The 18,038-nt window shown below is 35.7% G+C and carries 17 protein-coding genes; 2 read left to right on the forward strand and 15 right to left on the reverse strand.

Going from position 1 to position 18,038, the window contains the following annotated elements:
• Positions 1-5: 5 nt before the first annotated feature.
• From RUH74_RS08415 to RUH74_RS08485, 15 genes are all read right to left on the reverse strand, one after another.
• Positions 6-1,103 carry a glycosyltransferase family protein gene (locus tag RUH74_RS08415; protein WP_313799843.1) on the reverse strand — a complete coding sequence of 366 codons (1,098 nt, stop codon included), beginning with the start codon at positions 1,101-1,103 and terminating at the stop codon, positions 6-8.
• A 14-nt stretch (positions 1,104-1,117) separates the two neighbouring features.
• The gene (wecB, locus tag RUH74_RS08420) at positions 1,118-2,242 is read right to left on the reverse strand and encodes a non-hydrolyzing UDP-N-acetylglucosamine 2-epimerase (protein WP_313799844.1); all 1,125 of its coding nucleotides are present in this window, start codon (positions 2,240-2,242) and stop codon (positions 1,118-1,120) included.
• 5 nt (positions 2,243-2,247) lie between these two features.
• Positions 2,248-3,357 (reverse strand): polysaccharide biosynthesis C-terminal domain-containing protein, encoded by a 1,110-nt coding sequence (locus RUH74_RS08425; protein ID WP_313799845.1) that lies wholly within the window; start codon positions 3,355-3,357, stop codon positions 2,248-2,250.
• A 20-nt stretch (positions 3,358-3,377) separates the two neighbouring features.
• The gene (locus RUH74_RS08430) at positions 3,378-4,412 is read right to left on the reverse strand and encodes a polysaccharide biosynthesis protein (protein ID WP_313799846.1); all 1,035 of its coding nucleotides are present in this window, start codon (positions 4,410-4,412) and stop codon (positions 3,378-3,380) included.
• The gene (locus RUH74_RS08435; protein WP_313799847.1) at positions 4,412-5,629 is read right to left on the reverse strand and encodes a glycosyltransferase family 4 protein; all 1,218 of its coding nucleotides are present in this window, start codon (positions 5,627-5,629) and stop codon (positions 4,412-4,414) included. The genes RUH74_RS08430 and RUH74_RS08435 overlap by 1 nt, the downstream gene beginning before the upstream one ends.
• Positions 5,630-5,664: 35 nt before the next feature.
• Positions 5,665-6,429: a tyrosine-protein phosphatase gene (locus tag RUH74_RS08440; RefSeq protein WP_313799848.1), complete on the reverse strand. Its 765-nt coding sequence runs from the start codon at positions 6,427-6,429 to the stop codon at positions 5,665-5,667.
• Positions 6,430-6,492: 63 nt separating this feature from the next.
• Entirely contained in the window at positions 6,493-7,188 is a 696-nt protein-coding gene (locus tag RUH74_RS08445) for a CpsD/CapB family tyrosine-protein kinase (RefSeq protein ID WP_313799849.1), read from the reverse strand.
• A complete protein-coding gene (locus tag RUH74_RS08450) occupies positions 7,160-7,909 on the reverse strand; it encodes a YveK family protein (protein ID WP_313799850.1) in 750 nt (249 codons plus the stop codon). Before RUH74_RS08450 ends, RUH74_RS08445 begins: the two co-directional genes overlap by 29 nt.
• Positions 7,910-7,992: 83 nt before the next feature.
• Positions 7,993-8,346 (reverse strand): helix-turn-helix domain-containing protein, encoded by a 354-nt coding sequence (locus tag RUH74_RS08455; protein WP_313799851.1) that lies wholly within the window; start codon positions 8,344-8,346, stop codon positions 7,993-7,995.
• 73 nt (positions 8,347-8,419) lie between these two features.
• On the reverse strand, positions 8,420-9,610 hold the full coding sequence (locus RUH74_RS08460) for a DegT/DnrJ/EryC1/StrS family aminotransferase (protein WP_313799852.1): 1,191 nt from the start codon (positions 9,608-9,610) through the stop codon (positions 8,420-8,422).
• Complete coding sequence (locus RUH74_RS08465; protein WP_313799853.1) at positions 9,610-10,206, reverse strand: sugar transferase; 597 nt, start codon at positions 10,204-10,206, stop codon at positions 9,610-9,612. Before RUH74_RS08465 ends, RUH74_RS08460 begins: the two co-directional genes overlap by 1 nt.
• A gap of 76 nt (positions 10,207-10,282) precedes the next feature.
• A complete protein-coding gene (gene galE / locus RUH74_RS08470; RefSeq protein WP_313799854.1) occupies positions 10,283-11,317 on the reverse strand; it encodes a UDP-glucose 4-epimerase GalE in 1,035 nt (344 codons plus the stop codon).
• 89 nt (positions 11,318-11,406) lie between these two features.
• Positions 11,407-13,227 carry a polysaccharide biosynthesis protein gene (locus tag RUH74_RS08475; protein ID WP_313799855.1) on the reverse strand — a complete coding sequence of 607 codons (1,821 nt, stop codon included), beginning with the start codon at positions 13,225-13,227 and terminating at the stop codon, positions 11,407-11,409.
• Positions 13,228-13,856: 629 nt separating this feature from the next.
• On the reverse strand, positions 13,857-14,768 hold the full coding sequence (locus RUH74_RS08480) for a pseudouridine-5'-phosphate glycosidase (protein WP_313799856.1): 912 nt from the start codon (positions 14,766-14,768) through the stop codon (positions 13,857-13,859).
• Positions 14,769-14,781: 13 nt separating this feature from the next.
• On the reverse strand, positions 14,782-15,879 hold the full coding sequence (locus RUH74_RS08485; RefSeq protein ID WP_313799857.1) for a carbohydrate kinase: 1,098 nt from the start codon (positions 15,877-15,879) through the stop codon (positions 14,782-14,784).
• A gap of 152 nt (positions 15,880-16,031) precedes the next feature.
• Between RUH74_RS08485 and RUH74_RS08490 the strand changes: the two genes are divergently transcribed.
• The gene (locus RUH74_RS08490; RefSeq protein ID WP_313799858.1) at positions 16,032-16,448 is read left to right on the forward strand and encodes a MarR family winged helix-turn-helix transcriptional regulator; all 417 of its coding nucleotides are present in this window, start codon (positions 16,032-16,034) and stop codon (positions 16,446-16,448) included.
• 153 nt (positions 16,449-16,601) lie between these two features.
• Positions 16,602-17,804 carry an MFS transporter gene (locus RUH74_RS08495; RefSeq protein WP_313799859.1) on the forward strand — a complete coding sequence of 401 codons (1,203 nt, stop codon included), beginning with the start codon at positions 16,602-16,604 and terminating at the stop codon, positions 17,802-17,804.
• Positions 17,805-18,038 lie beyond the last annotated feature (234 nt).

Raw genomic sequence — 18,038 nt, forward strand, 5'->3', positions numbered from 1 at the left:
TCTTCTCACTTTATTTGAAGTTTTAATCGACCTAGATCCCGTCCTAAATGACTATTATTCCCGCAGAAGTTCAGTAATCTAGCTTTAAAAATTTGATTATCAGAGATGACATCAGATAAAAAATGTTGGACGCCACTTTCATACTCTGCTTGATTAAAGTTTTCGATATAATTTATTAACCGTTCTTCCAATTGTCCAATGGTTTCTAGCACAAGACCCAATCTATATTTTTTTATATACTCAGCTAAACAATTTCCAGCTAATACAAGTAGAGGTCTCCTAAATTTCGCCGCATTATAAAGTCGATTGGGCAAAAAAGTCATGTCATTCATTCCGTTATAAAAATGTATCACGTTGACAAAGTCGCATTTTTCATATAATTCTCCTTCTTGCTCCTTTGTATAACGTCCTGTTATTGTTACATTATTAATTTCATTTTCAGAAATATACTTTTGTAAATCTCGATTTATCTCCCCATCCCCATGGTATTCAAGCTTAAAACGAGGATTGTTTTTTAAAGTGCCGATAAATAAGGTATTTGCTGGCAGATCCCTTAACGCTCCAATACAGGCAATTGTTATTTTCTTTTTATTAATCTGATTATGGAAGATCTTCCTCTGATTTTGAGACTCAACTAAAGTATTATGGTTAATTACATAATCCCCATCTTCCGGGAGAAATTTTTTGTAACCTGGAGAAGAAATAACTGTAAATGCTGAAGAAGTAATGATTTGCTTCATGCCAGGAAAGTCTATCATTCTATGATGGTCACGAATGTCTACTAAGTAATTATTCTTGAATTCTTTCATTATATATCTTCCTAAAAAACACGAAAGTTGGACCCCAAAAATAATAACCTTATCAAAATGGGACACTTTTAACTGTTTAATGACGAATGTCCTGAACTTTAAATAATCATAAAAATTCCGTTGATGCCCCTGCTTATAATCACGATAAACGCTTTCCTTCTTTTCGAGTTCTATTTGATGTCTATCCCAGTTAATAATCGTATACTGAATATTATTTTCTCGCAAAATCACTTCATAGTTATAAACATAGGGCATAAAAAGCAGATTAGATGGGCAAATTAAGGCAATTTTCATTTATTGTTCATCCTTCATTTCCCCCAAATCACCTTATTAATTACTCCCGTATAACTCTGGATAATTTTCACAACCTTCACAGATACATTGTCATCCTGATAATCATTTGCTAAGTAGGTTTTTGCTTTTCCTTCCCACATTGCTCTACTTAAGTTAACTGATTGCACTATATCGCTTTTGTTGATTCCTCCTATCACTACTGTACCTTTATCAAGCACCTCTGGTCGTTCTGTTGAGGTACGAATTAGGACTCCAGGAAAACCGAGAATAGCCGATTCTTCTGATAACGTTCCACTGTCTGATAGAACCGTGAAAGCATGTAACTGCAAATGATTATAGTTAAAAAATCCAAATGGCTGCAGCTGACGAACGAGTGGGTGAAAGGAAAATCCACTTTCCTCAATTTTCTTCCAGCTGCGAGGATGTGTAGAATAAATGACCGGGAGCTGATAGTTTTCTGCAATCTCGTTAATTGCATTCATTAATGATAAAAAATTTTCCTCGTGATCAATATTTTCCTCTCGATGGGCAGAAACAAGCATATACTTACCTCGTTCAAGTTTTAATTCCTCTAGTATTTTACTATTCTGAATCTGATCCATATTTTCACGTAACACCTCTGCCATTGGCGATCCTGTGACAAAAATATGTTCCTTTCGAATCCCTTCCGCCATCAAGTAACGCCGGCTATGTTCCGTATATGGAAGATTAATGTCTGAAACATGATCGACTATCCTGCGATTAATCTCTTCTGGTACATTTAGATCAAAGCAGCGATTCCCAGCCTCCATATGGAAAATGGGGATTTTTAAACGCTTTGCAGAAATTGCACTTAAACAGCTGTTTGTATCTCCTAAGATAAGAAGAGCATCAGGCCTTTCTTGCAACAAACAGCTATATGAAGCCGAGATAATATTCCCCATCGTTTCACCAAGATGCTCCCCAACAACCCCTAAAAAATAATCTGGCTTTCTTATTTTTAATTCTTCAAAGAAGATATCATTTAATTTGTAATCCCAGTTTTGACCTGTATGGACGAGAATATGATCAAAAAACTTATCACAAGCTTTAATCACTTCTGATAAGCGGATAATTTCTGGCCTCGTTCCAACTATCGTCATTACCTTAAGCTTTTTCACCCTTTTTAAACCTCCACATAAAATGTATCCGGCTTTTCTGGATTGAAGATTTCACATGCCCAAAATAATGTAATAACATCTTCATCTCCTGTATTTTTAATAGAATGTGTGTATCCAACTGGAATATCAACAACTTCAGGACTTTCGCCGTTTACTTTATATTCGATGACTTTATCTGAACCAATTTTTCTGAATCTAATTGCTGCTTCTCCTTGTATGACGAGAAATTTCTCCACCTTCGTATGATGCCAGTGATTCCCACGGGTCACTCCCGGCTTTGTCTTTGAAATAAAAATTTGACCAAGTTCCTTTGATTTAATAAACTCCGCCAACCATCCACGTTGATCCATATTTTTCTTTAGCAGATAAGAAAAATTATCCTCTTCTAAATAAGATAAAAATGTGCTATATAATGCTCTATCAAATTCTTTTTCTAATGATGGCATGACAAGTGACTCTCGGTTGGCTTTAAAGGAATACAGCTTCTCAGCTAATTCACCCAGCTGGATTCCATATGTTACCGGAACGATGCAAAAATTCCCTTTAATTGTAGGTTTGCCATTTAAGCCTCTTGAAAACTCATTCACTACATCATCGATATAGCATAGCGTTAACTCTGTAATAGGGTTATGAATCTCTATAGGAAGATTTCTCGCTATTTTATAACAGAAAGTTGCGACAACACTGTTATAATCCGGACGGCACCACTTACCAAATACATTAGGTAATCGATAAACATACACACTAGTGCCTGTTTCCTTGCTATGTGAAAATAGTAAATCCTCACAGTTCTTCTTGCTAATTCCATATGGGCAATCCATTTCTGCTTGAATGGAAGATGAAAATACAATCGGTGATTTGTTATCGTACTTTCTTAATAAACGTAATAAATCCTTTGTGAAACCATCATTATCCATTTTAAAGTCTTTTTCATCTTCCGGTCTGTTCACGCCAGCCAAATGAAACACAAAATGACACTCTTTCACATATTGTTCTAGTGTTGCTAAGTCCGTTTCCCTTGTCACCTTCAAAATACTTTTATATCCACAATTCTCTAAGTGTAATAGTAGATTTTTTCCAATAAAGCCATTTGCACCAGTAACGAGTATGTTCACCTAAATCCCGTCCCCTTATCTCAAATTACGCCTAATGTATACCTTTCTCTTTTTAATTCATTTTGGATATATTCTAATTTCAGTAATTTTTCCTTTATCTGTTCGATACTTAATAATTGTGTATTTTGGGAGTTATATTCTATATCCTCTGAAAGTTTTTCATCCCCTTCATTGAAAAACTTGTCATAATTTAAATCGCGCTTATCAGATGGGATCCTATAGAATCCACCTAAATCCTCGGCAACCGAATATTCTTCTCTTGTCAACAAAGTCTCGTATAGTTTTTCTCCATGACGAGTTCCAATCACTTTAATCTCATTATCCGCATTAAATAATTCTTTTACGGCTTGAGCTAAATCTCCAATAAAGCATGATGGTGCTTTTTGAACCATAATATCTCCAGCATCAGCATTCTGGAATGCAAAAATGACAAGTTCCACAGCCTCCTCAAGGCTCATTAGGAATCTTGTCATTTTGGGATTTGTAATAGTTAATGGCTGCCCGCTTCTAATTTGTTCGACAAACAAAGGGATTACAGATCCCCGAGATGCCATTACATTTCCATATCTAGTACCGCAAATTAACGTTTGTTCTTGTGCAATTGTTTTTGATTTTGCAACAAGCACCTTCTCCATCATCGCTTTTGAGATCCCCATTGCATTGATCGGATAAGCCGCCTTATCAGTGGATAAACATATTACTTTTTTAATTCCATGCTCAATCGCAGCTGTTAATACGTGGTCTGTGCCAAGGATGTTTGTTTTTACCGCCTCAATTGGGAAAAATTCACAGGATGGGACCTGTTTAAAAGCCGCTGCATGAAATACGAAATCCACCTGATACATGGCAGATTGGATGCTTGCTAAGTCCCTTACATCACCCAGATAGAATTTCAACTTCTTATTATTATATTTTTTTCGCATGTCATCTTGTTTTTTCTCATCCCTTGAAAAAATTCGAATTTCTTTCAAATCCGAATCTAAAAATCTTTCCATCACCGCATTCCCAAAAGAACCTGTTCCACCTGTTATTAGTAAGGTTTTATCTTTAAACATCAAGTAGCCCCTTTCAAGATTGGTAAATGTTTCGTTATTGTTTTGACATTCTTTCTAATATCATAATGTTCTTCTAGATATTTCCGTCCATTTATCCCTAATCTGCCTCTTAAAGTTACATCAATAGAAAGTCTATTAGCATTAGAGATGAAAGCTTCTATATCTCCACTTTCTGACCAAAGCCCACTCATTGACTGAATGATTACTTCCTTTAAGTCCGTACAAGTATCAGTCGCTGCAAGGACTGGAAGGGAATGTTCCATATAGGCAGTTAATCTAGATGGAAAATTAGGGATGGTAAAACGATGATCTAAAAAAATCAAACCGATATCCGCTACTTCAAGCAGCTGATCATACTCTATTTTTGGCAGTTCTTGAATAAGTGTTACATTTTTAGAATTTACTTTTGCTAAATGTCTTCTAATTAATGCATATTCTGTACCAGAACCGACAATTAAGAGATGACCATTCTTAACTTTATCGAAATGATCGGAAATTTTTAATAAAAAATCAATTCCTTGTGGTTTTCCTAGATTTCCACCGTATACAAATAATGTTGAATGACTTGGAATATGATATTTTTCAAAGGTCTTTCTATCTCCACTCCTTCTGATATCTATTGGTTCAATTGAGTTGGGGAAAACCTCCATTTTCTGTTTTTCAATCTCCTTATTATGTTCAAGTACATATTTAACATTTCCCTCTGACATACAGCCAATGACATCAGATATTTGATAAAGACTCTTTTCTTTCATCCGGAAGTATCTCCAAATCAAACTACCCTCCTTCAGGATGCCGATATCGACCGCGTTTTGAGGAAAGATATCCTTAAGAATCAAGTATGTTTTACAATTATCTCTACGTTTTAAATACTTAATAACCCTTTCAAATGTAATAGGCGGAGTGGAATACAAAACTAAATCAAAACGAATGCTACTAAAATACTTCTTTATTGCCCGAAGATATTGCTCCTCTAATAAAAGAGTCGAGATTCCTTTTTCAATAAAGCTAGTTTTTGTTATATTCCCTGTTTTCACTTTTAAAAGTTTTATATTACCTATTGTTGTTAATTCGGTTGGTAGCTTCGTTCTCTTCTCTCTCGGAAATATGACATACACATTCAACCCTTTTTTAGACAATTCTCTTACAAGGTCTGGATAGATTCCTCTTTCGTTTACATCCTCCATTCCCGACAAAGTTAAAAATAAAATATTCAAAGACATTCACCTGCTTAGTGGAAAGTTTGCAGCCATTAAAATAAACCAAAAATTTTCCCTTTTATTCGGATCGGTTCTTCTACTTGAACACTTTGCCCAATAAAAAGCAATTCCGTATTTTCTCTAAAGTAAAATGTATATTTAAAACCAAATTCATTCGTTATTGCCTCATAAGCATCTTGAAGAAAAAAACTCCTTGAACTATTGTTATGTGCATCTGAAGAGATAAAATGTACCAAATGATGCTCGAGTAGCTTTTTAGAGAAAGACTTAACCTTTTTTCCAAAGTGCCCTAATATGCTTCCAGCAGTAAGTTGAGTTAATGCTCCCGCTTGTATTAATTTAACGATTAGATTTGGTTCCTCGTACAGTTCTTTATTTCTCTCGGGGTGAACAATAATGGGGGTAATTCCTTTTAGTAATAGTTCATATACAACTTCATATGTGTAGTTAGGCACCTCAAATGATGGAAGTTCTAAAAGTAAATACTTACCCTTATTTCCGAGTGTGAGTATTTCATCCTTCTTAAAGGAATTAAAAATATCTAAATGAATTCTTAATTCTTGACCTGGATAAATCATTAAAGGGAGCCCTTCATTTTGAATAAGTCTATTATAATAAGATACATTCATCAAAATACTTTCTTTTCTATTTTCATATTTCCCGTTCATATGGTGAGGGGTAGCAAATATGTGGGTAATCCCCAAACTTACTGCCAAATTTGCCATCTCTAAAAACTGAGAAATAGTAGAAGGGCCATCGTCAATATTAGGCAAAATATGAGAGTGCAATTCAATCAATTTGTAATCGATCTCCTTCTTACTTAGACTAGAATATATATACTTATCTAGTTAATATTTCATTTAACTATACGTACTAAAGTATTCACCCTTCTTTGATTCGACCCTATTTACAATGACACCTAATATTCTAGCTTTAGCTTTTTCCAGCAGCTCCTTGGCTTTTAAAGCACGATCCTTACTTGTTTTCCTGCTAGCCACCACCATCACTACCCCATCACACCTATTAGCTATTATTTGTGGATCGGTTACAGCAAGTAAAGGAGGGGTATCGTATACGATATATTCATACCTTTCATTTAAATTCTTCATTAATGTTTCCATCGCCTTTGAATTTAACAACTCTGAGGGATTGGGGGGGATTGGCCCACTTGTTAATATATCAAGGTTAGGTATATACGTTTTTGAAATTGCTCCTTCTAAGTCAACTTCTTTTGTTAAAATACTTGTTAAACCAACGAGATTACTTGCCGAAAATGAATAATGAACAGTAGGCTTTCTTAGATCCGTATCCACAAGCAGCACTCTCTTCTCTTGCTGAGACAGAACGATGGATAGATTTGAAGCAACTGTTGACTTGCCATCTGACGGTTCTGGAGAGGTTATCATGATCGATTTAATTTCTTTATCTACCGCTGAAAACAAAATATTCGTTCTTATTTGCCGCAATTGTTCAGATATTACTTCCCTAGGTTTCGTATGGGCAATTAATGGAATTCGGCTCTTGTTTCTATCCTCCGTTCTCAACCTTCGACTCAAATCTATCAACCTCCATTTTTTGTTTTAAGTAGCTCTTTTTCACCCTTTGTTTTGGTATTTTATGAATCATACCTAAAACGACAAGATCTAAAAATGCCTCGATATCCTCACTGCGTTTGATTGAATTATCAAAATACTCAATAAGGAATGAAACCCCAACTCCGATCAATAGCCCAGCTACGATCCCGACAGCAATATTCATAATAGGTTTAGGGCTAATAGGAACTGGATGATCCTTCAACTCGGCTTTAGCAAGAATATTAACATTATCAATATTCATAATTCCTTTAATATCCTGTTGAAAGGTTTCCGAAATCGTATTAGCAATCTTTACAGCTTGATCAGGGTCACTATCTTGAACTGTCAATAAAAAGACTTGGGAATCTGATTGGCTATTTACAAAAATATTAGTATTAAGCTGGTCCACATTTTGTTTCAATTCAAGTTTTTTTATTACCTTTTCTAAAATAATTGGACTTTTAATGATTACGCTATAAGTATTAATTAACTCAATATTATTTCTTAATTGTGATACATCAAGCTGGCTGCTTAAATTTTTTTGATTGACTAATATCTGTGTAGATGCTTCATATTTGGGCGATAAAATATAAAGTGTGGCTACAATACTTAGCGCTGTGGTACTTATTGTAAAAAGGGCAATCAACCACCAACGTTTTTTAATGATACTTATTTTTTCCTTAATACTAAACGTATCTTCCATATGAACCTCCGATAATTGCATCCTGTATTTATAAAAAACTAAATGAAAAGATTCATTGGTTATTCAAAGACCAGCTGCTGGATTTACTTTCCTTTTTGTAGTTCTCTCTCATTCTGCCATTTAATAAACTCAATCAAGGTTTTGTATCGCTGGATTTCCTCTTTTTCAATCCCTAATTCTTTTAGTTCATTTAAAAAATCCACCCACTCTTGTTCAACATAAAGATGTTTGTCCAGGTCCGTGCTAGGTTTTAACAGTGTGATTAGGTCTACATTTAGCACTTTTGCAATTTTTTGCATCACCTCAAGGGATGGATTTTTGTTAATATTCCGTTCAATATTACTAAGATAAGACTTAGATATATTTGCTAGTTCTGCAAACTCAGAGAGGGTGTATCCTCTCTTTTTTCGAATTCTCACTATATTATTTCCGATCATCTATATACCTCTACTCTTTTTTGGCATTTTACAATTTGATCACTTCAATACTCCTTTATTACCGTTGCAGTTCTTATGAATGATTCAGTTTATTTACCAAACATTCGATTACTCTCATTTGATCATCCATTGTCATATTTGACCCTGACGGCAAGCATATTCCAGTTAAAAAAAGTTGCTCCGACACATTCCCATTTTCTTGATGAGAATAGTATTTACATTCTTTAAACAACGGCTGCAAGTGCAGTGGCTTCCAGACATGCCTTGCTTCAATGTTGTTCTCTTCTAATGATGAAAGCAACTCGCAAATGGTCATTCCAGTTAGCCCTTCATTAATCGTTAAAGCGGTTAACCACCGATTGGAGAAGCTGTTCGCTAATTCCGGCATGAAAGTGACACCCGGAAGTTCAGCCAATTCTCGTTGATAAGTTTCGAAAACATTCCTTCTTTCAAGAACTCTCCTTTCCAGCACTTCTAATTGAGCTCTTCCAATTCCAGCTAGTACATTGCTTAAGCGATAGTTATATCCTCGTACACTATGCTGATAATAGGGAGCAGGATCTTTGGCTTGTGTCGCCAAAAAACGTGCCTTTTTCAATGCATCGGAATTATTAGAAACAAGGACTCCTCCACCAGATGTCGTAATAATTTTGTTGCCATTAAATGAATAAATACCAAATTCACCAAACGTCCCACTTGCTCTTCCTTTATAAGTAGAGCCAAGGGACTCCGCTGCATCTTCAATAATAGGAACATCGTACTTTTCACAAATAGCGATTAGCTCATCCATTTTAGCGATCTGTCCATAAAGATTAACAATAATAACAGCCTTCGGAAGCTTCTTCATTCTCTCTGCATCTCTTAAAGCATTTTCAAGTGCTACTGGGGACATATTCCACGTATCAGGCTCTGAATCAATAAAAACAGGTTCGCCGCCTTGATAAAGAATCGGATTTGCTGTTGCCACAAATGTTAAACTTGAGCAAAACACTGTATCCCCTTTTTGTACATCCAATAAAGAAAGAGCCAAATGAATGGCTGCAGTACCTGAACTTACTGCAACAGCTTCTTTTGCCCCTACCGTTCTCGCTATTTCTTTTTCAAAGGCATCAACATTTGGTCCTAACGGTGCAATCCAATTCGATTTGAATGCTTCATGAACATATTTCATTTCGTTCCCGCTCATATGAGGGGGTGATAGAAGAATTCTTTTATTTACAATCGTTTCTACCATAATTAACAGCTCCAATGACAGTGCATTCATTACCCATGACTCTCTTTTCTCATTGTTCCTTCAAAATCTTGCTCATCGATATTTACGTCATCTGATCGAAAAACTTTTATAATTGTTAACCATAATATTTTTATATCTAGGTATAATGATTGGTTTTTCACGTACCAAATATCAAATTTAAACTTCTCATCCCATGTAATTGCATTTCTTCCATTCACTTGAGCCCATCCCGTTATACCAGGTCTAACTAAATGTCTGCTTGCTTGTTCTTCTGAATATAACGGAAGATACTCCATTAGTAATGGGCGTGGACCAACTAAGCTTAAGTCACCCTTTATTACATTAATTAATTGGGGGAGTTCATCAAGGCTGTATTGTCTTAGGAAAGCTCCAAAGGGAGTCAATCGTTGATGATCTGGCAACAACCTCCCATCATTGTCCTTTTCGTTACTCATGCTTCGGAATTTATACAGATAAAAAGGTCTACCGTTCAAGCCGGGGCGCTGTTGTCTAAAAAAGATGGGAGAACCCAGTTTCCATTTAACCAAAATAGTAATCAATAACAAGAAGGGCAACAAAATAATTAAGCCAATTAATGCAATCATCAAATCCATTGATCTCTTCATCTATTCACTTCCCATTCCAATTGACCTTTCTTTCGTCACATTCTAAATAAAAATCCCGGTTGTCATGCCAGCATTTTTAGCATCTTATTTCTGCTTCTTCACTAAGATAACCATCAGGATTATTAGATTGCCATCGCCATGCATCCTCACACATTTCTCTTATTCCGTTTTCTGCCCTCCATCCTAATCCCTGCCTCGCCTTTGCTGGATCTGCATAACAGGCCGCAACATCACCAGGTCTAGGTTGTGTTATTTTGTAAGGTATTCTTACTCCTGTAGCTAATTCGAAGGCAGAAATTAATTCAAGAACACTATACCCTTCACCAGTGCCAAGGTTATAAACTTCTACTCCAGATGAATTAAATGTTTTTTCTAACGCTTTTAAATGGCCATTAGCAAGATCAGCAACATGGATATAGTCTCTTACTCCTGTTCCGTCTACTGTCGGATAACAGTTCCCATAGACTTGAAGAATGTTCAACTTTCCTGCAGCCACTTGCGTAATAATTGGCATAAGATTATTTGGAATGCCATTTGGATCTTCCCCTATAAGCCCACTTTTATGGGCTCCAATCGGATTAAAGTACCGTAATAAAGTAATACTCCATTCGTTATTTGACAAATGGAGATCTTTTAATATTTCTTCTATCATCCATTTCGAACGGCCATACGGATTGATCGGTCTTGGTAGAAAACTCTCACGGATTGGCACAAATTCTGGTATGCCATATACGGTAGCGGAAGAGCTGAATACCATTTTTTTTACGTTGAATTTTTTCATCACTTTGCTAAGAATGATCGTCCCTGTTACGTTGTTTTGATAATAATGAAGTGGAGCTTTTACAGAGTCTCCTACTGCTTTTAACCCTGCACAATGGATAACTGCTTCAATGCTATTTTCTAAAAATACAGTTTCAAGATCATTTTGGCTAAGTATATCAATCTGATAAAATACTATTTCTTTTCCAGTAATTAATTCTACTCGTTTTATCGATTCTCTATTACTATTTGAAAGATTATCTACTACTATAATGTCATAACCTGCATAAATAAGTTCCACACATATGTGACTTCCTATGTAGCCAGCACCTCCAGTTATGAGGATTGCCAAATGATCACCTCCAAAAAATATAGGAAATATGAGTCATACCCAATAAAAAAACACTAATCTTGTAGCTCTAGTTTTATACGAATCTTTATCTAGAGGACGGCAAGTGTTCGATCAACTACACTATGATTACAAAGAAAGAGAAGTCTCGTCTTTAACATTTCACTATCCATTTGTGTAAATTCTTCTAATAGCTGCATAATTGATTCCGTATCTTGATTGAGTGATCTTCCAATATATATTTTTGGATGCACTTGTTCCTCATGTACTTCATCTGCTTTTAACAGCTCTTCAAATAATTTCTCCCCCGGCCTTACTCCTGTATATTTAATGCCTATTTCTTCAATAGATTTTCCTGATAGCCGAATTAAGTTTTTCGCGAGATCAACTATCTTTACTGGTTCCCCCATATCTAAGACAAAAATTTCGCCTCCATTAGCCAATGCACCAGCCTGAAGCACAAGCCTTGAAGCTTCTGGAATGGTCATAAAATATCGAACCATCTCTGGATGGGTAACAGTAACCGGCCCTCCCTTTTGAATTTGCCTTTTAAATAAAGGAATAACACTGCCTCTACTTCCTAGTACATTTCCAAATCTGACAGCAACAAATTTTGTGCTGCTTTTACTATTCATATTTTGAATAATTATTTCCGCTAGGCGTTTAGTAGCCCCCATGACACTTGTAGGATTCACAGCTTTATCTGTAGAAATCATTACAAAATTCTCAACATGGTTCCAGCTGGCAGCATTTGCAACATTCAAAGTCCCTATCACATTATTCTTCACTGCCTCTTCTGGATTACTTTCCATTAAAGGAACATGTTTATGTGCTGCAGCATGGTACACGATATGTGGACGATACTTGTTCATAATCAACATCATTTTTTCATAATCTTGGATATCGGCAATTTCTGTACAAAACTCAATATCCTTTTCACCATAAACTTCTTCTAATTCCATTTTTATCGAATAAATACTATTTTCACCATGACCTAGCAAAATGAGTTTTTTCGGATTAAATAATGAAACTTGGCGACAAATTTCGGAACCTATTGATCCTCCTGCGCCTGTAATTAAAACAACTTTATCCGTAATAAATTTAGATATTCCCCCAACATCTAATTCAATTGGTTCCCTTCCTAATAAGTCTTCTACCTGTACATCAAGAAATTGATTGATAGAGATTTTTCCAGTCATTAAATCTTCAAGCATTGGTATTGTTTGTGTTTTTCTATTCGTTTTCATACATAACTGGAATATTTCGTTTAGTTCTTTACTATGAAGCGATGGAATCGCAATGACAATATTTTCTATATTATATTCTCGAACGGCTCTTTCAATTTGACTTCTTCCTCCAATTACAGGTACCCCAAGTATTTCTAATTGATGTTTTTTAACATCATCATCGATAAATATAATAGGTAATAGCTCTGCATCAATATTTTGCAAAAGCTGTCTAACTACCATCGTCCCTGCTGATCCGGCACCAATTATTAACGTTCTTTTTCTATTCTGAATTCCTTTAGTTGTTCGGTTACTAAACACCCTCCAACAAAAACGCATACCTCCGATTAGTAATATATGAAGCATCCAGGTTATCATTAACAGACGAAAGTAAACATCCTGAAATATTATCATCTGGATAAACCCAACTGTTAGGATAGATAACGTTATTGTTTTAAAAATAATAATAAGTTCGCCAATGCTTGCATACTGCCAAGACTTTTTGTAAAGCTTGTAAAGATAGCTATAAAAGTGATGAGTGATTACTAATATAAAAGAACTAAAAAATAATATTTTATTCGTGATCTCAAGATGATTATTAGATAAAAACACGCCCAAAAAAATAGCTATAAGTACAACAAATGAATCAGAAAACAATAAAAAATAAAATCTATTCCTATTAGCCACCTATATCCTCCTTTCATACTTTTTAAAGTTCTTATCTATAAAGTCTTCCTTAAAAACCTCATAATTAAAAACTTTAAAAATTTGGGCATCTAACCCATCCTCACACCATACCATTGACGACTCGCGTCTAAGGTTATTTTCAACCCACAATATAGCCGAGTGCCTCCATTGATAACGGTAAGAAGACATCACCGCATAAAAAGAACAAAATATTCCTAATAAAGAACACTAAAGCAAAAAAATATATTCATAACCTAATCTGAAGGCAATAAACAATAAGGTTCTTAATAAAGAACTAATAAAGCAAAAAAAATGGCTGATTTCACAACAAATCAATAAAAACCTAGATCATGATCATTTTCAACAACAAACCTTGGAAACTTGATCTTATAGACATCATTTTAGTTCATTATAAAGAACAAATCAATAGAAAATATTAGTTTTTTTGTGAACTTTTATTTAATAATGATTTATATAAATCAAAATGTTAGCTCTATATATGAACATTATCATAGACATATAGGCCACTTAAATCAATTCGTTATAATGAATAGAAATAAAAAATAGCCGGTCTTTCTTGCCGTTTGCAAGATTAGACCAGCCTTATTTATCATACATACGTTTCTATTTTATTTCTGCAAACTCACTGCAATTTTTGAACCTACCTCAGCATTATGCTTCACTAAGGCAATATTCGCAGTCAAGCTCTTTCCTTCAGTTAATTCTTTTACCTTGCTTAATAGGAATGGAGTTACTTTTTTGCCCGCAATATTATTTTCCTTCGCTTCCTTCAATGCAGATTCGATGACATTTGTAATAAATGATTCGTCTAGTGCATCTGCTTCTGGGATTGGATTGGCAATAACAAGTCCGCCTTTTAATCCTAATTCCCATTTTGTACGAATCATCGCAGCTGCTTCTTCTGCAGTATTCACACGATAATTCACGTTAAATGGGCTCGTACGTGTAAAAAAGGCTGGAAGCGCATCTGTTTCAAACCCAACTACAGGTACCCCATGTGTTTCTAAGTATTCTAATGTTAGTCCAAGATCAAGGATGGACTTGGCTCCTGCACAAATTACCGCTACATTCGTTTGAGCAAGTTCTTGAAGGTCAGCAGAAATATCCATAGTCGTTTCTGCTTCTCGATGAACACCGCCAATTCCTCCAGTAACAAAAACCTCAATGCCTGCTAGCTGTGCACAGATCATTGTGGAAGCAACAGTAGTTGCTCCATTCTTCTTATTGGCAATTAAATAAGGCAGGTCTCTGCGGCTTGCTTTTTCAATATCCTTGCTTGTTCCTAAAAACTCAAGATCCTCGTCTGAAAGACCAATTTTAATTCTTCCATTTATGATCGCAATTGTTGCTGGTACCGCGCCATTTTTACGAATAATTTCTTCTACCTCTCTAGCTGTTTCAACATTTTGCGGGTAAGGCATCCCGTGTGAAATAATGGTTGATTCTAATGCAACAATGGGTTTGTTTGCTTTCTTCGCTTCTTGCACTTCAGCAGAATAGTCTAAATAGTTTTCGATCATGATGTAAAACTCCTTATAAAAAGTATTTTTTAAATGTATCTTGCAAACGAATATGATTTAATGTGGAATTCACTGTTTCATGTGATTGAAGTGTCAGGATAGAACAAGCAACCCCAATCTTACAAGCTTCCTCGGTGTTTATCCCATTTAAATGGGCAAACATAATTCCAGCAACAAGGGAGTCCCCAGCACCAGTAACATCTTCAACACTAACCATTGGCGGAAGTACGGCACCTGCTTCTCCATTTTTTGTACGGTAGATTAATCCCTTATCGCCACGAGTGATAACTACCTTTTCTACTCCTTTAGCCATGATTTTCTCAGCTGCCTTGAAAAAATCACTTTCATTCTCTATTTTCAGCTCGGATAATGCTTCTGCCTCATCTTTATTGGCAATTAGCCAAGTGACTCCTTGAAGATTCGGTGGAAGCTTCTTCACCTTTGGAGAAGACACAGGTGTGATACAAAGTGGAATATTTTCTTCCTTACAACGGCTTATCACCTGCTTTAGCACCTTGGCTGGAAAATTCGTATCCATGACAACCATTGCTGATGATGCGATATAGCCCCATCTTTTTTCAATATAATCAAGATCAATAGCGTCATAAATCGCCATATCTGCTAATGCAACAGCCATTTCACCCTCATGATCCAATATAGCTGTATAGGTGCCAGTCGCTGCATTCGGTAACACTTGAGAAGGGCTGATGTCAGCAAATGACTTCGTATATTCAAGCAGCCATTCCCCTTCATGATCCTCGCCAACGACTGTCATAAGAGCTACATCACAGCCAAGTCTTCCTAGGTTCTCCGCAATGTTTCTCGCCACTCCTCCACAAGATTGGGAACTTTCAGCAGGATTGGATGTTCCGAGTTTAAGGTTACTTAACGATTGGATTTTTCGATCAATGTTTGATCCTCCGATAGAGATAATGTCCTTTCTCATTGGAAGAACATACGCCCTTCCAAGCAGCTTTCCTTCCTTAGTCAGAGAGGAAATATATCCTGCTACAGCAGATCTTGAAAGCTGTGTTTTCTCAGCTAATTCATTTTGTGAAATAAATGGATTCGCTTTTATTAGCTGCAAGATTAGTGATTCTTTTTCATTCATTGGTAGCTCAGCCCTATCATCCATAAACTTATGTCTTAATTATAAACACATGTCTTAGAAAAATACAATTACTTTCCGGATAAAAAAGATTAGACAATCTTTGAATAAAGGAATATAATTAGCTAGGTAACTAATTTTAACTAGGTGAATATATGAACGATTACCAAAGTACATTCTTTCATTCCATAAACCAATTCACACGTCATTTTTCTAAATCATTAAACGAAGTGCTTGTCCCTCTAGGATTATATTCTGCTCAATGGACAATCATTTATCTGCTAAAAACAAAGGGACCAGCCACTCAAAAGGATTTATCCCTTTACTTAGGTGTTGAAGCCCCGACGATGACACGAACTTTAGCAAGATTAGAGCTGGCAGGCTGGATTTCAAAAATACCGGGAACAGATAAACGGGAGAAAATGATCATCCTGACAGACACGGCAATCCAAAACTATGAAGGATGGCTTGAAGCTGTTCGATCATGCGAGAAAAAAGTATTAAAAAACATAAGTGACGAAGAAGTTTGCTCAATGATGGGTATTATTGAAAAAATGAATCGGAACCTTTGAATCCAACTGTTTGGAATATGCTTGGCTCTGGTAAATTCTTGGCAATCGGTGCCCTGCCGATTGCTTATTTATTGTGGTCCACTCCCTTACTTCAGCTAACTTTTACTCCGAAAATCATCTAGTTAAAAATCTTACTATTTTACGGAGGTCATCATGAAGAAACAACCACTATGGACAAAGAATTTTTTAGGAATTTCCTTTATTAGTTTATTTTTATTTCTTGTCTTTTATATTTTGCTTACAACATTACCGCTATATGTATTAGATGAATTAGATGGAAATGAAACCCAAGTTGGATTAATTGTAGCCGTATTTTTAATTGCAGCCGTTTTATGTCGACCATTTACAGGAAAATGGATTGATGTGATCGGACGAAAAAAAATCCTTCTTTCTTCCGTTATTATCTTTTTAATCTCAAGTCTTTTGTATTTATGGACAAATTCGATTCCCTTACTGCTTGGACTCAGGTTCCTGCATGGAATCGGGTTTGGGATGGCAACAACTGCAACAGGAGCAATCATTGCTGACATTGTTCCAAATGAAAGAAAAGGAGAAGGACTTGGATATTATGCATTATTTATGAATTTAGCGATGGTCATTGGCCCGTTTGCTGGCCTAACGGTTATCCAAATAACAAGTTTTCAGCTTCTCTTTATCTTGTGTACTGTTTTAGCCTTCTTTGCACTCGTATTGTCATTTATTGTTCGTATTCCTGAGGCTTCACCCCTTGTAGAAACCGTACATTCTAAATTCTCGATTGGCAGCTTTTTCGAAAAGAATGCCATTTCAGTATCCATTGTAGGTGGAATATTAGCTCTTGCTTATTCAGGAATCCTTTCGTTTATCTCTGTTTACGCAAAGGAATTAGGATTATTTAAAGCGGCTAGCTTTTTCTTTGTTGTTTATGCTGTTGCGATTGTTCTATCACGACCATTTACAGGAAAATGGTTTGACCTTTATGGGGAAAATAAAATCGTTTACCCGTCTATTATTTTGTTTGCTATCGGAATGGTTCTGCTAAGTCAGGCTAACAGCACCTTCTTATTCCTATTTTCAGCTGCTATTATCGGACTAGGCTATGGGAGCCTTTCCCCAAGTCTACAAACTGTTGCCATTAAAAACTCAGCACCTTCAAAAAGGGGATTAGCTACCTCTACATTTTTCACGTTTTTTGATTCAGGGATTGGGATTGGTTCCTATACACTAGGTGTTGTGGCAGTATACACGAATCTATCCAATTTGTATTTAGTTCTTGCTATTGTGATTCTCCTTGCTTTATTTGCTTATTATCTTCTACATGGTAAAAAGTCTAATGACCAGAATATGATGCATACTGAAGCGGATATTTCAGCGTAAGGACAGAAGAGCCCATTATGGGCTCTTTTTCTGTGTAAAAAGGGAATGGACGGTCTAATTAATTGAACAAGCCTTTATGTACGAGGTAACACCCGCACAGTAGAAATTAGGCAGATCGACATTTACATTGGTTGTGAGCAGTTGTTCATGAATGTTATTTGTCAATATATAATTATGTATTTTTTCTGAATATTCATTGTATTGATTGTTAAAAATAGAATATAATGTAAGTAA

Source organism: Cytobacillus sp., assembly GCF_032154635.1.
Classification (GTDB): Bacteria; Bacillota; Bacilli; order Bacillales; family Cytobacillaceae; genus Cytobacillus.